This window comes from Nocardioides sp., from assembly GCF_024509035.1.
Taxonomy (GTDB): Bacteria; Actinomycetota; Actinomycetes; order Propionibacteriales; family Nocardioidaceae; genus Nocardioides.
The window spans coordinates 15427-28909 of record NZ_JANINT010000186.1; the positions used below are offsets into that span (position 1 = coordinate 15427).

Consider the following 13483-nt stretch of genomic DNA (forward strand, 5'->3'; position numbering starts at 1 on the left):
TAGCCTCGCTGCATGATCGACCTGGTCGCCCTCACCAGCCTGCGCGCGATCGACACCCACGGCTCGGTCGTGGGCGCGGCCGACGCGCTCGGCTTCACCCCCAGCGCGATCTCCCAGCAGGTCAAGCGGCTGGAGCGCCAGACGGGGGTGCCGCTCCTCGAGCGGGTCGGGCGCGGGGTGATGCTCACCGACCACGGCCGCCAGCTCGTCGACGCCGGGGCCCGCCTGCTCGCGGACCTCGAGGAGGTCGAGGCCGGCCTGCACCGCCGCGCGGGGACCGTGGCCGGGCACCTGCGACTGACCGCGTTCTCGACCGCGATGCGCGGGTTGATCGCTCCCCTCGTCCGCGACCTGCGGGAGGCCCACCCCGGCCTCACCGTCTCCCTCACCGAGCGCGAGCCCTGGGACACCATCGACCTGGTGGCCACCGGCCAGAGCGACCTCGGCGTCGTGCACCGCTGGGGCGACCTGTCCATCGCGATCCCCGACCACCTGGAGGCGACCCTCGTCGCGCACGACGTCGCCGACGTCATCGTGCCGGCGGGGCACACGCTCGCCGACCGCGAGCGGGTCAGTCCCCGCGACCTCCTCGACGAGGGCTGGATCGCGACCCCCGAGAGCACGATCTGCCGCCAGTGGCTCACCCGCATGTACGACGGCACCGGGCGGGTGCCCCGCATCGCCCACACCGCCATGGAGTTCGAGTCCCACCTGGCGCTGGTGCGCGCGGGCCTCGGGATCGCGCTGGTGCCGCGCCTGGGCCGGGCGGCCCTGGGCGAGGAGCTGGCCGCGGTACCCGCCCACGACCCGGTGCCGACCCGCGACGTGATCGCGGTGCACCGGCGCAGCATGGCCGACTCACCCGCCGTGCGCGCTGTGCTGGACGGTCTCCGGGCAGATCGCGTCGGCTGAGCCCCGCCCGACCGACCCGCCTAGAACAGCGCGGACGCCAGGTTCTGGCGGGCCTTGAGCACCCGCGGGTCGTCGTTGCCGACCGCGGCGAACAGCCCGAGCAGGTGCTCGCGTGCGGCGTTGCGCTCGTCGCCGGAGGTGCGCCGGACCAGGTCGATCAGCCGGTTGAAGGCGTCCTCGACGTGGCCGCCGAGCATGTCGAGGTCGGCCACCATCGTCTGCGCGTCGACGTCGTCGGGAGTCGCGGCCGCGGTGGCGCGGGCCTCGTTGAGGTCCACACCCTGCGTGCGCTGGAGCAGCTTGGCCATCGCCAGGCCCGCGGCGGCCTCGGTGTCGGCGGGGTTGGCGTCGACGAGGCGCTGGTACTCCGCGACCGCGCCCTCGATGTCGCCGTTGCCGAGCGCGTCCTGGGCGGCGGCGTAGCGCGGGTCGACGGCGGGCTCGTCGCCGTCACCCTCGGCCGGAGCGGCGTGCCGCGGCTGGTGCCGGCCGGCGACACCGTTGACGGTGAGCTGCTGCATGACCTGGGTCAGGGCGGCGCGCAGCTCCTCGAGCGGCAGCACGTCCTGGAAGAGCGGCGCCGGGCGCCCGTCGAGCACGGCGACCACCAGCGGCACCGAGGGGATCTGCATCGCCTGGGCGATGGCCGGCACCTGGTCGATGTCGACCAGACCGGCGAGGAAGCGGCCCTCGAACTCACCCGACAGCGTCTCGAGGTCGCGGGCGAGCTGGGCGCTCTCGGGCATCCGGCTCGGCGAGTAGAACACCAGCAGGACGGGCGCGGTCCGCGACGACTCGATCGTCGACTGGAAGTTCTGCTCGGACACCTGGACGGCGTACGACGAGCCACCGGCGGTGGCCCCCGCCGGCGCTCCAGGTACCGGCGGGGCCGCCGGGCTCGTGAGTCCCGAGAGGTCGATCGCTCCCGGGCGGGAGAACGGCTGCTGCGTCATGGGCCCCATCCTAGGGAGGGAGGGGGCACCATCCCTACGTGGCTCAGGCGAGGCCCAGGGCCACGGCCTCCTCGCGCAGCTCCTCGCGCACGCTGGGGTGGGCAGCGTTCTCGATGATCTGGCGCGCCTGCTCGCGCTGGTCGTTGCCGAAGACCTCGGCGAGGCCCTGCTCGGTGACGATCGCGCTCATCTGGAAGGAGGTGATCGGCTCGTCGACCATCGGGACGACCGTCGAGCAGTTGGCCTTCGGGTGCCAGGAGCGGAGCGCGAGGAACGCCTGTCCTCCCGCGCTGTGCATCGCGCCGACGATGAAGTCGGTCTGGCCGCCGAACCCGGAGTGGATGCGGGCGTTGATGCGCGAGGCGTTGGCCTGGCCGAACAGGTCGACCTGGAGGGCGGTGTTGACGCTGACCATCTTGGGGTTGCGGGCGATCCGGCCCGGGTCGTTGGTGACCTCGGTGCGCACCATCTCGACGCGCTCGTTGCCGTCGACCCACTCGAGCAGGTCGGGCGAGCCGAAGAGGAAGGACGCCGAGATCGGGATATTGCGGTCGAGGGCGCCGATCTTCTCCAGCGCCAGCACGCTGTCGGAGAACATCTCGGTCCACACCCGCAGGCCGCTGCGGCTGGTGAGTCCGTGCATGGTCGCGTCGGGCACGGCCCCGATGCCGGCCTGGAGCGTGGACCCGTCGGAGACCCGAGCGGCGACCAGCTCGCCGATCCGGGCGGCCGTCTCGTCGACGCTGCTCACCGGGGCGGTCGGCATCGGCTCGTCGGCGTCGACGAAGACGTCGATCTGGTCGACGTCGACCAGGGCGTCACCGAAGGTCCACGGCATGTTGTGGTTGACCTGCGCGATGATGATGCCGCCGTTACGCCGCACGGCCTCGATCGCGGCCGGCAGCACGTTGACCTCGACACCGAGCGAGACCTTGCCGTCGCGCGGCGGGGTGGTGTGGATGACGACGGCGTCCGGCGGCAGCTGCTTGCCGAACAGCGAGGGCACCATCGACAACCGCGACGGCACGTAGCTCAGCCGGGGGCTCTTGCGCTGGCCGGGGCCGACGAACGAGGTCTCGAGGACGACGCCCTCGCGGTCAGGCAGCTGCGGCTGGCCGTTGAGCGCCCAGAGGCGGTACTCGTCGAGCGCCTCGTCGACCAGCTTGACCGTGTGCCACGGCGTGGCGTGGTTGCCGGTCACGACGACGCGGGGGTTGGCGGGCAGGGCTGCGAGTGCCTGGGCGAGATCCACGATGACGATTCCAGCAGACCCAGGCGACCCTCACCCGGGCCGGAAGTCCCCAGGGCGCGGGCCGACGGTCTTGGGCCGCCTGGCCGCTACTGACGGGTAGGCCCGGGACCTCGGAAATCTCCTCGGGTGCGCGGCCGGACCGTGCTCAGAACCGCGCCGGCTCGCGGTACTCCCCCCACTCGGCACGCAGTGCGTCGCAGATCTCGCCGAGCGTCGCCTCCGCGCGCACGGCGTCGAGCATCGGCTCGATCATGTTCTCCTCGGCGCGTGCCGCCTCGACCATGCGCGCCAGCGAGGCGCTGACCGCGGCGTCGTCGCGCCCCTGGCGGCGGGCGTCGAGCTCGCGGACCTGCTCGACCTCGACCTCGTGGGAGACCCGCAGGATCTCCAGCTCGTGGGTCACGGACTCCTGGTGGCAGTTCACGCCCACCACCCGCTTGTCGCCCTTCTCGAGCGCGGTCTGGTACTGGAAGGCCGCCTCCGCGATCTCGGACATGAACCAGCCCTCCTCGATGCCGCGCAGGAGCCCCCGGGTGACGGGGTTCTCGCCGCGGCGCACGGCCTCGGCCAGGGCCTCGGGCCGATCGGAGGTCAGCGTCGAGCCGCCCATCGCGAGGATCTTGTCGAAGATCGCGCCCGCCTCGGCCTCGAGGCGGTCGGTGAGCGCCTCGACGTACCAGGAGCCGCCGAGCGGGTCGGCGACGTTGACGACGCCGGTCTCCTCCATGATCACCTGCTGGGTGCGCAGCGCGATCTCGGCGGCCTGCTCGCTCGGCAGCGCGAGGGTCTCGTCGAGGGCGTTGGTGTGCAGCGAGTTGGTGCCGCCGAGCACCGCGGAGAGCGCCTCGATGCCCGTGCGGACGACGTTGTTGTAGGGCTGCTGGGCGGTCAGCGACACCCCGGCGGTCTGGGTGTGGAAGCGCAGCCACTGGGCCTTCTCGGTGGTGGCGCCGTAGACGTCGCGCATCCAGCGCGCCCAGATGCGGCGCGCGGCACGGAACTTCGCGATCTCCTCGAAGAAGTCGACGTGGGCGTCAAAGAAGAACGACAGCCCCGGCGCGAACACGTCGACGTCGAGACCGCGGGAGAGCCCGAGCTCGACGTACCCGAACCCGTCGGCGAGCGTGAACGCGAGCTCCTGCGCGGCCGTCGAGCCCGCCTCGCGGATGTGGTAGCCGGAGACCGAGAGCGGCTTGTACGCCGGGATGTTCTCGGCGCAGTACTCCATCAGGTCGCCGATGAGCTTGAGGTGCGGCTCGGGCCCGAAGATCCACTCCTTCTGAGCGATGTACTCCTTGAAGATGTCGGTCTGGAGCGTGCCGTTGAGCTGGCGGGTGTCGACGCCGGCGCGCTCCGCGGCCACGAGCATCATGCAGAAGACCGGGACGGCCGGGCCGCTGATCGTCATCGACGTGGTCACGTCGCCGAGGTCGATGCCGTCGAAGAGGATCTCCATGTCGGCGGCCGAGTCGATCGCGACGCCGCAGTGGCCGACCTCGCCGAGCGAGCGCGGGTCGTCGGAGTCGCGACCCATCAGCGTCGGCATGTCGAAGGCGACACTGAGGCCCCCACCGCCGCGGCCGAGGATCATCCGGTAGCGCTCGTTGGTCTGGCGGGCGTTGCCGAAGCCCGCGAACTGACGGATGGTCCAGGTGCGCCCGCGGTAGCCGGTCGGGTAGAGCCCGCGCGTGAACGGGAACTGCCCCGGCCACTCCGACTCGTCGGTGCCGTACGCCGGGTCGACCTCCAGCCCGCTCAGCGTCGTGAAGTCGGCCGTCCGGACCCGGGACGCGTCGTAGCGGGCCTGCCAGCGGGTGCGTGCGCTCTCCGTCATGGAGAAATAGTAGGACGTCCTAGTAATTGCGCCAAGGGGCGGCGGTGTCGGAATCCCCGGTCCACCGGGGGTTCATGCACGTCGTTTCAGCGCACCCAGCGGTAGAGCCGCCCATCACGGACCTCGACGGAGGTGGGCGGGCGCGGGGTGGGGTGGCAGCGCAGGTGGTCGAGGACCCGGGTGCGGCCGCGCAGCGCGACGGGGCCGTCGACGAAGTGGAGCGAGGGGTGCAGCAGCGGCCGCAGTGCGGCCCAGTCCCCCACGTCGATCGCGTTCCACGCAGCAGCGGTGGGGGCCTCGAGCTCGGGCAGGTCGTGGAGCATCCGCGGCGTGCACATCCGCCAGGCGTCGGTGACCAGCTCACGCATCTCCTCGGGGTCGAGACGGTCGAGCCGGGCGCAGACCCACTGGTAGCGCAGGTCGCGGGCAGGCGGGAGGAAGAACGTCGCGGGGTCGGACTCGACCAGCCCGTCCCGCGCGTCGCGGGGGTAGCCGAACCCCATCGTGGTCTCGTCGCGGGAGAACCCGACGTAGACGATCTGGCGGACCTTGAGCTTGAAGCGCCCGCCGGTGAAGAACTCATAGGTGCGCGGCAGCGCCAGCCCGACCCTGCGCACGTCGTCGGCGGTCACCATTCCCGGATGCTCGCACCCGCCACCGACACCGCCGGATCAGAAGTCGCCAGCCTCCTCGCGCACCGGCGCCAGCAGGGCGGAGAGCTGCTCGAGCTGGTCGGTCGAGAGCGCGCCGAGCGCGAAGTCGGCCGCGAGGAGGTCGGCGGTCGCGACCTCCACGAGCTCCCGTCCCGCCGGCGTGATCTCGGCCAGCACCGCCCGGCCGTCGTCGGGGTGGGCACGGCGCTCGACCAGCCCTGCCGACTCGAGCCGGCGCACGATCGAGGTGACCGAGGTGGGGTGCACCTGCAGCCGCTCGCCCATCTTGCCGAGCGGCAGCGAGCCCCGGGAGGAGAAGACGAGCAGCACCAGTGCCTCGTAGCGGGCGAAGGTCAGCCCGTGCGGCTTGAGGATCGCGTCGAGCCGCCCGATCACGAGCTGCTGGACGCGCATCAAGGAGGTCACCGCGTGCATCGCGGGCACGCCGTCCCAGCGGGTGCCCCACTGGCGGGCGGCCTCGTCGATCGGGTCGAAGGGTAGGGCCACGACGAGACCCTAGTGGCCCGGACGCGCATCGGGGTTGCCCCGGTGAGCGCGGCGGGAGCATCCTCGTCGTGAGGTGATCGACATGGGTTCCTCGACCGTGCCCGACGGTCTGCCGCTGCTCTCCCGCGGCCGGCACCGCACGCCGCGCCGAGGCGCCTCGCTGACCGAGGTCGCCTCGCTGCTCGCGGGTGAGCCGTGGTCGGACCACCCGGGCTGCACCCACCCCTTGCTGGCCCAGCTGGCCCGCCTGGTCAACGACCACGTCTCCGACGCCCACCGCCACGAGCTCGCGACGTTGGCTGCCGATCTCGCGGACCGGCGCGGCGACGACCACACGTGGGTGCGGCTCCCCGTCGCCGCGGCCGCGAGCACGATCCTCGACGTACCGGAGCCGACCCAGCGGATCCTCGCCGCCGGCCTGCTGCGCGCCGAGCCGCTGTGCATCGACGCCGGGCCGGCCCTTGCCGAGACCCTGCAGGCGACCCGGGCCTCGCTCGAGCTGGTGCCGGGCGCCACGACGTGGGTCGGGCTGCTGCGCCGACGGTCTCCCGTCGACCTGGCGGCGTTCGCCCAGCACACCGCCCCGGCGATGGTGAGGTGCACCGTCGAGGGCCTCGTGACCGCCCAGCACCCCGACCTCGACCACCGGCTGCGTGCACTGCTCGAGGTCGGCATCGCCGCGTGTCCGCGGTGAACGCGGTCGGCGGCGCCCGTCAGCCGACCCGGTTGCCGCGCAGGCCGGCACGCTGCACGACCCGCTGGATCGCGAGGTCGCGGTCGTAGGGACGCGCGACGTAGCGGATGTCGCGCACCCCCTGCTCCTGGGCAGCGGACTCGAAGCAGAAGTGCCCGAAGCCGAGCAGTCGGCCGTGCAGCGGACGGCGCACGGTGATGTCGAGGATCCGGCTCAGGGGCAGCGTCGCCAGGCTCTGGCCCAGCACGCCGTGCACCCGGAAGACCCGCATGTTCGTGATCACGAACCGGTCGCGGTGCTCGCGCAGCGCCAGCCAACCCGCGTGGGCGAGCAGCGCGAACCCGACCACCATCGGCACCCAGGCCAGGTCGATGGGGGCGAACGGGCTCAGCGCGAGGAGCAGGACGGCCCCCAGCGCCTCCAGGACCGGGCGCACGAAGGCCACCCAGTGGTGGCGCACCTCGTCGACGATGACCTCCCCCTCCTCGCGCAGCAGGTGCTTGGCGATGCCGGGGTCGGCCCAGGACCCGATGCTCACGGCTACTCGAGCTCGCGCACGAACGTGATCATCGCGGTGAAGAGGTCGGCAGTCAGACCTGCCCCGTTGCTGCCGGCGGTCTGCGCCGACTCCGCGAGTCCGTGGGGGTCGGTGACCATCCAGAACCCGCCGAAGACGACGAGCAGGGCGATGACGGCTTTGCGCATGGGGAAGTGCTCCATCTCAGTGACACCCGGAGTCATGACGGTGGATCGCGGACCTGTCTACCGACCTGGAGCGCCGGATGCACGCAGGCGCGCCGGTCTAGACCGACGCCACCCACGCCGAGGTGGTGTCCCACAGGCGCGTCGCGACCTCGGCGTCGCGGGCCTCGGGCGACGGGTCGGCAGGAGCGCCCTTGCGGTGGTAGCCACCCGGGACCGCCTCCCGCGAGGTCGCGCAGAACACGGTGGTGCGCGCCCCCTGTGCCGGGGTCAGGAGGGCGCGACGCTCGAGGGGCGCCGCGAGCCGGCGAAGCCGCGCGAGCAGCGGCGCGGTCTCGAGGCCGCGGTCGGCCACGTGGGTGTACACCGAGCCCGGGTGCAGCGCGTAGCCGTGCAGCCCGCGGTCGCCGTACCTGCGCTCGATCTCGGCCGCCTCGTGGACCAGCGCCAGCTTGGAGGTGCCGTACGCCGCCCACGAGTCGTACGGCGTCACGCGGCCGTCCAGCCACGCGTTGCGACCGCGCTCGTGGAGCTGGGAGACGACGTCGACCACGCGGGCCTCACCGTGCGCCTCGGCGGTCTCGAGCAGCCGGGGCAGGAGGAGCCGGGTGAGATGGGCCGTGCCGAGGTAGTTCGTGCGCCAGTGCACCTCGTGGCCGTCGACGAGCCGGGGCTCGCGCCAGCGCGAGCGGAGGTCCAGGTGGATGCCGGCGTTGTTGACCAGGACGTCGAGCTGCTCGGAGCTCGCGGTGACCCAGGCGGCGAGCCGCTCGACCGAGTCGCGGGCCGCCAGGTCCAACGGGTGGGTGTCGGCGGACACCGGGCACGAGCGCGTCGTCGTGAGGACCCGGAACCCGAGCCCGCGCAGTGCGACGGCCGTCGCCTCGCCGAGCGACCCCTCACCGGCGCCCGTGACCAGCGCGACCTTCATCCCGCGCGCACCGCGTCGTAGAACGCCTGCATCCGAGGGCCGATCCGGGCCAGCTCGACGTACGGCGCTCCCCCGGCCGAACCGTCGACGTACGCGAACTCGATCTCCCCGTCCATCATCGACCCGCGCATCAGCACCGGCACCCCCGCCGCCTCCGCGGCGCCGCACGCCGCGTCCAGGTCGTCGACCGCGAAGCACACGTGGTGCAGGCCCGGGCCGTGGGCGTCGAGGAACTCACGATGGATGCCCCCGCCCGACACCGGCTCGATGAGCTCGAGCTGGAGGTCGCCCGCGTAGCCGAGCGAGACATGAAGGGTGAGCTCGACCGGCTCGCCGCGCAGCGTGGTCGTCTCGCGGCCGAAGACGACGTCGTCGATGCGCGTCCACGACCCGACGCCGAACTGCTCGGACAGCAGCCGCTCGGTGGCGCCGATGTCGTCGGTCACCCAGGCGACCTGGATGACGGGTCCACGCGCGATGCCCACGCGGGCACTGTGCCGTCAGCCGGTGACCGTGTCCAGCAGGTCGTCGGCGGCCGCGTAGGGATCGGTCTCGCCCGTGACCACGGCCGCTGCGAGCTCGTCGAGCTCGGAGCGGCCGTGCACGTCGCCCCAGCGCTGCCGCAGCGCGGTCACCGCGATCGCCTCGATCTCGTCGCGGGCGCGGCGCCGGCGGCGGCGGTCGAGCTCGCCGCTGGACTCCAGCCAGGCCCGGTGCCGGTCGATCTCGGCCACGACCTCGTCGAGACCCTGGCCCTGGTGGGCGATGGTCTTCACGATCGGGGGCTTCCACGCACCCTCCGGCCGCTCGGCGAGCGCGAGCATCGAGCGCAGGTCGCGCCGCACCTGGTCGGCGCCGTCGCGGTCGGCCTTGTTGACGACGTACAGGTCGCCGATCTCGAGGATGCCGGCCTTGGCCGCCTGGATGCCGTCGCCCATCCCGGGGGCGAGCAGCACCATCGTCGTGTCGGCCATGCCCGCGATCTCGACCTCGCTCTGGCCGACCCCGACCGTCTCGACCAGGATCACGTCGCAGCCGGCCGCGTCGAGCACGCGCAGCGCCTGGGGCGTGGTCCACGCGAGCCCACCGAGGTGGCCGCGCGATGCCATCGAGCGGATGTAGACCTCGCGGTCGAGCGCGTGGTCCTGCATGCGGACCCGGTCGCCGAGGAGCGCGCCGCCGGAGAACGGCGAGGACGGGTCGACCGCCAGCACGCCGACCCGCTTGCCGGCGCGCCGCAGCTCGGTGACGAGGGCGCTGGTCGAGGTCGACTTGCCCACGCCGGGCGACCCGGTGATGCCGATGACCTGGGCGTGGCCGGTGTGCGGCGCGAGCGCCGCCATCACCTCGCGCAGCAGCGGCGACTCGTCCTCGACCAGGGAGATCAGGCGAGCGACGGCCCGGGCCTCGCCGGCGCGGGCGCGCTCGACGAGACCCGGGACGTCACCCGACGCGTCAGCTCTTCGGGACACGCACGATCAGGGCGTCGCCCTGCCCGCCGCCGCCGCACAGGGCCGCGGCACCGGTGCCGCCACCGCGACGCTTGAGCTCGAGCGCGAGGTGCAGCACGATCCGGGCACCCGACATGCCGACCGGGTGGCCGAGCGCGATCGCACCGCCGTTGACGTTGACCTTCTCCTCGGGGATCCCGAGCTCGCGGGCGGACACGATGCCGACCGCGGCGAAGGCCTCGTTGAGCTCGACCAGGTCGAGGTCGTCGACCGAGATGCCCTCCTTGGCGACAGCCTTCTTGATCGCGTTGGCCGGCTGGCTCTGCAGGCTGGAGTCGGGGCCGGCGACCTGGCCGGAGGCACCGATCTCCGCGAGCCACTCCAGGCCCAGCTCCTCGGCCTTGGCCTTGCTCATCACGACGACGGCGCAGGCGCCGTCGGAGATCTGGGAGGAGGAGCCGGCGGTGATCGTGCCGTCCTTGCTGAACGCCGGACGCAGCTTGCCGAGCGACTCGACGGTCGTGTCGCCGCGCACGCCCTCGTCGGTCGCGACCACGACCGGGTCGCCCTTGCGCTGCGGGATCTCGACCGGGACGACCTCGTCGTCGAAGACGCCGTTCTTCCACGCCTCGGCGGCCAGCTGGTGGGACCGTGCCGAGAACGCGTCCTGCTCCTCGCGGGTGAGCTCACGCGCTCCCGCGTTGCAGGTCTCGGTCAGGTTGCCCATCGGCTGGTCGGTGAACTGGTCGTAGAGCGCGTCGTAGGCCATCGAGTCGACCAGCGCCGTGTCGCCGTACTTGAACCCTTCGCGGGACTTCGGCAGCAGGTGGGGGGCCTGGGTCATGGACTCCATGCCGCCGGCCACCACGATCTCGTGCTCACCGGCACGGATCAGCTGGTCGGCCAGCGCGATCGCGTTGATGCCCGAGAGGCACACCTTGTTGATGGTGATGGCGGGGACGTTCATCGGGATGCCGCCCTTGACCGAGGCCTGGCGGGCGGTGATCTGACCGGCGCCGGCCTGGATGACGTGGCCCATGACGACGTACTCGACCTGGTCGCCGGCGATGCCGGCCTTCTCCAGGGCGCCCTTGATGGCGATGCCGCCCAGGTCGGCGGCGGAGAGGCCCTTCAGCCCGCCGAGGAGACGGCCGATCGGGGTGCGCGCCCCTGCGACGATGACGGAACTGGACATGGGGGGAGCCTCCAGAGGGGTATGGGGGTGATCTCGGGCCGACCTTACCCACGGGTCACTGTGCGGGTAAGAGGCCGAGACTTTGGTCCCGTGGGAGACATGTCACATGGCCTGTCGAGCGTCTTGACCGACGTACGACGATGGGCCCATGAGTCTTGACGTGCCAGCACACCTGTTCACCGCGATCGACCACGTGGGCGTCGCCGTCCCCGACCTGGACGCCGCGATCACGTTCTACGAGGAGGTCTACGGGATGCGCATGGCGCACCGGGAGACCAACGAGGAGCAGGGCGTCGAGGAGGCCATGATGGCCGTCGGCGACTCGGGCTCCCACATCCAGCTGCTCGCGCCGCTGAACGAGAAGTCGACGATCGCGAAGTTCCTCGACAGCAAGGGCCCCGGCATCCAGCAGATGGCCTACCGCGTCACCGACATCGACGCCGTGGGCGCGATCCTGCGCGAGCGCGGCCTGCGGCTGCTCTACGACGAGCCCAAGCGCGGCACCTCGAGCTCGCGGGTGAACTTCATCCACCCCAAGGACGCCGGCGGCATCCTGGTCGAGCTCGTGGAGCCGGCCGCGGCGGCCCACTGAGCCCCACGGACTCCGCCGGAACGACACGCTGGGAGCCGGCCCCGGCCCGCTACGGTGGGCCGGGGCCGGCTTTTCACTGAGTGACGCGTCACAGGGGGTGTTGCCTCCTATTACCCGTGGGTAAGGTCCCGCCAACACCCATGCGACCCGACCCCACCAGGAGCCGACGTGCAGCACATCCTCGACGCCATCATGGCCGCCTCCGAGAATCCAGGGAGCACCTCGAGCGAGGACTTCGCCAACCTGGACCTCCCCGAGTCCTACCGCGCGGTGACGGTCCACAAGGACGAGGTCGACATGTTCGAGGGCCTCGCCACCAAGGACAAGGACCCCCGCAAGTCGTTGCACGTCGAGGACGTGCCGCTGCCCGAGCTCGGTCCGGGCGAGGCATACGTCGCGGTCATGGCCTCGGCGATCAACTACAACACCGTGTGGACCTCGATCTTCGAGCCGGTCTCGACGTTCGGGTTCCTCGAGCGATACGGCCGGCTCTCCCCGCTGGCCAAGCGTCACGACCTGCCCTACCACGTCGTCGGCTCGGACCTGGCCGGCGTCGTGCTGGCGACCGGGCCCGGCGTGCACCTGTGGAAGCCCGGCACCGAGGTCGTCGCCCACTGCCTCTCGGTCGAGCTCGAGCACCCCGACGGCCACGACGACACGATGCTCGACCCCGAGCAGCGGATCTGGGGCTTCGAGACCAACTTCGGCGGCCTGGCCCAGATCGCGCTGGTCAAGGCCAACCAGCTGATGCCCAAGCCCGCCCACCTGACCTGGGAGGAGGCCGCCTCCCCCGGCCTGGTCAACTGCACGGCGTACCGCCAGCTGGTCTCCAAGAACGGCGGCGACATGAAGCAGGGCGACAACGTCTTGATCTGGGGCGCCTCGGGCGGCCTGGGCGGCTTCGCGACGCAGTACGCCCTCAACGGCGGCGCCACGCCGATCTGCGTGGTCTCGAGCGAGGACAAGGCCGAGATCTGCCGCAAGATGGGCGCGGAGCTGATCATCAACCGCAACGAAGAGGGCTACAAGTTCTGGAAGGACGAGCAGACCCAGGACCCGCGCGAGTGGAAGCGGTTCGGCTCCAAGATCCGTGAGCTCACCGGCGGCGAGGACATCGACATCGTCTTCGAGCACCCCGGCCGCGAGACCTTCGGTGCGAGCGTCTACGTGACCCGCAAGGGCGGCACGATCACCACCTGTGCCTCGACCTCGGGCTACATGCACGAGTACGACAACCGGTACCTGTGGATGAACCTCAAGCGGATCATCTCCTCGCACTTCGCCAACTACCGCGAGTCGTGGGAGGCCAACCGCCTGATCGCCAAGGGCAAGATCCACCCGACGCTGTCGAAGACCTACTCCCTCGACGAGGTCGGCACGGCCGCGCTCGACGTCCACAAGAACCTCCACCAGGGCAAGGTGGGCGTGCTGTGCCTGGCCCCCGAGGAGGGACTCGGCGTCCGCGACCACGAGATGCGCGACAAGCACCTCGACGAGATCAACCGCTTCCGCGATCTCTGAGCTGCCCGAGCCCGAGGCCGCGCAACCCGCACGCCACACACCCCGGTCACCGACAATGAGTCGGAGGCCGGGGTGTGTTGTCGTTGCCCGATCCGCAACACTGTCTGCGGGAGACTGTCTGCACGAGGCCACGAACGACTCCGGGAAGAGGAAGCGCGTTTTCATGAGCGACCAGGGACTGTCCATCTTCGACGACCACGAGCCCGCCGAGGACACCGCACCGGCTGCCGATGACGCGACCCAGGTGCTGCCGACGGTGCCCAAGCCCGACGCGGAGAAGACCCAG

15 protein-coding genes are annotated in these 13483 nt (G+C 71.7%); 4 read left to right on the forward strand and 11 right to left on the reverse strand.

Annotation, left to right across the window (positions count from 1 at the left end):
* The first annotated feature begins 12 nt into the window (after positions 1-12).
* On the forward strand, positions 13-912 hold the full coding sequence (locus Q0L15_RS13965) for a LysR family transcriptional regulator (protein WP_296605057.1): 900 nt from the start codon (positions 13-15) through the stop codon (positions 910-912).
* A gap of 20 nt (positions 913-932) precedes the next feature.
* Here Q0L15_RS13965 and Q0L15_RS13970 read toward each other — a convergent pair whose 3' ends face one another.
* The 5 genes from Q0L15_RS13970 to Q0L15_RS13990 form a co-directional block, all read right to left on the reverse strand.
* Complete coding sequence (locus Q0L15_RS13970; RefSeq protein ID WP_296605058.1) at positions 933-1865, reverse strand: tetratricopeptide repeat protein; 933 nt, start codon at positions 1863-1865, stop codon at positions 933-935.
* A gap of 43 nt (positions 1866-1908) precedes the next feature.
* Positions 1909-3117, reverse strand: coding sequence for an acetyl-CoA hydrolase/transferase C-terminal domain-containing protein (locus Q0L15_RS13975; protein ID WP_296605059.1), 1209 nt, complete (start codon positions 3115-3117; stop codon positions 1909-1911).
* A 145-nt stretch (positions 3118-3262) separates the two neighbouring features.
* On the reverse strand, positions 3263-4951 hold the full coding sequence (locus tag Q0L15_RS13980) for a methylmalonyl-CoA mutase (RefSeq protein ID WP_296605060.1): 1689 nt from the start codon (positions 4949-4951) through the stop codon (positions 3263-3265).
* Positions 4952-5037: 86 nt separating this feature from the next.
* Positions 5038-5586, reverse strand: a complete 549-nt coding sequence (locus Q0L15_RS13985; protein WP_296605061.1) for an MmcQ/YjbR family DNA-binding protein — start codon at positions 5584-5586, stop codon at positions 5038-5040.
* 36 nt (positions 5587-5622) lie between these two features.
* Entirely contained in the window at positions 5623-6111 is a 489-nt protein-coding gene (locus Q0L15_RS13990) for a MarR family transcriptional regulator (RefSeq protein ID WP_296605062.1), read from the reverse strand.
* An 82-nt stretch (positions 6112-6193) separates the two neighbouring features.
* Here Q0L15_RS13990 and Q0L15_RS13995 point away from each other — a divergent pair, with 82 nt between their 5' ends.
* Positions 6194-6805, forward strand: coding sequence for a hypothetical protein (locus Q0L15_RS13995; RefSeq protein ID WP_296605063.1), 612 nt, complete (start codon positions 6194-6196; stop codon positions 6803-6805).
* Positions 6806-6824: 19 nt separating this feature from the next.
* Here the strand turns inward: Q0L15_RS13995 and Q0L15_RS14000 are convergent, their stop codons facing one another.
* The 6 genes from Q0L15_RS14000 to Q0L15_RS14025 form a co-directional block, all read right to left on the reverse strand.
* Positions 6825-7343, reverse strand: coding sequence for a PH domain-containing protein (locus tag Q0L15_RS14000; protein ID WP_366939578.1), 519 nt, complete (start codon positions 7341-7343; stop codon positions 6825-6827).
* Positions 7344-7345: 2 nt separating this feature from the next.
* Positions 7346-7510 carry a hypothetical protein gene (locus tag Q0L15_RS14005; protein ID WP_296605064.1) on the reverse strand — a complete coding sequence of 55 codons (165 nt, stop codon included), beginning with the start codon at positions 7508-7510 and terminating at the stop codon, positions 7346-7348.
* A gap of 97 nt (positions 7511-7607) precedes the next feature.
* On the reverse strand, positions 7608-8438 hold the full coding sequence (locus tag Q0L15_RS14010; protein WP_296605065.1) for an SDR family NAD(P)-dependent oxidoreductase: 831 nt from the start codon (positions 8436-8438) through the stop codon (positions 7608-7610).
* Positions 8435-8923 (reverse strand): VOC family protein, encoded by a 489-nt coding sequence (locus tag Q0L15_RS14015; RefSeq protein WP_296605066.1) that lies wholly within the window; start codon positions 8921-8923, stop codon positions 8435-8437. The genes Q0L15_RS14010 and Q0L15_RS14015 overlap by 4 nt, the downstream gene beginning before the upstream one ends.
* Positions 8924-8938: 15 nt before the next feature.
* On the reverse strand, positions 8939-9910 hold the full coding sequence (meaB, locus tag Q0L15_RS14020; protein WP_296605067.1) for a methylmalonyl Co-A mutase-associated GTPase MeaB: 972 nt from the start codon (positions 9908-9910) through the stop codon (positions 8939-8941).
* The gene (locus Q0L15_RS14025; RefSeq protein WP_296605068.1) at positions 9894-11084 is read right to left on the reverse strand and encodes an acetyl-CoA C-acetyltransferase; all 1191 of its coding nucleotides are present in this window, start codon (positions 11082-11084) and stop codon (positions 9894-9896) included. Before Q0L15_RS14025 ends, meaB begins: the two co-directional genes overlap by 17 nt.
* A gap of 148 nt (positions 11085-11232) precedes the next feature.
* On the opposite strand from Q0L15_RS14025, the gene mce reads away from it, so the two are divergent.
* Both mce and ccrA read left to right on the forward strand, forming a co-directional pair.
* Complete coding sequence (mce, locus tag Q0L15_RS14030) at positions 11233-11676, forward strand: methylmalonyl-CoA epimerase (RefSeq protein ID WP_296605069.1); 444 nt, start codon at positions 11233-11235, stop codon at positions 11674-11676.
* Positions 11677-11844: 168 nt separating this feature from the next.
* Positions 11845-13197, forward strand: a complete 1353-nt coding sequence (gene ccrA / locus Q0L15_RS14035; protein ID WP_296605070.1) for a crotonyl-CoA carboxylase/reductase — start codon at positions 11845-11847, stop codon at positions 13195-13197.
* The last annotated feature ends 286 nt before the right edge of the window (positions 13198-13483 follow it).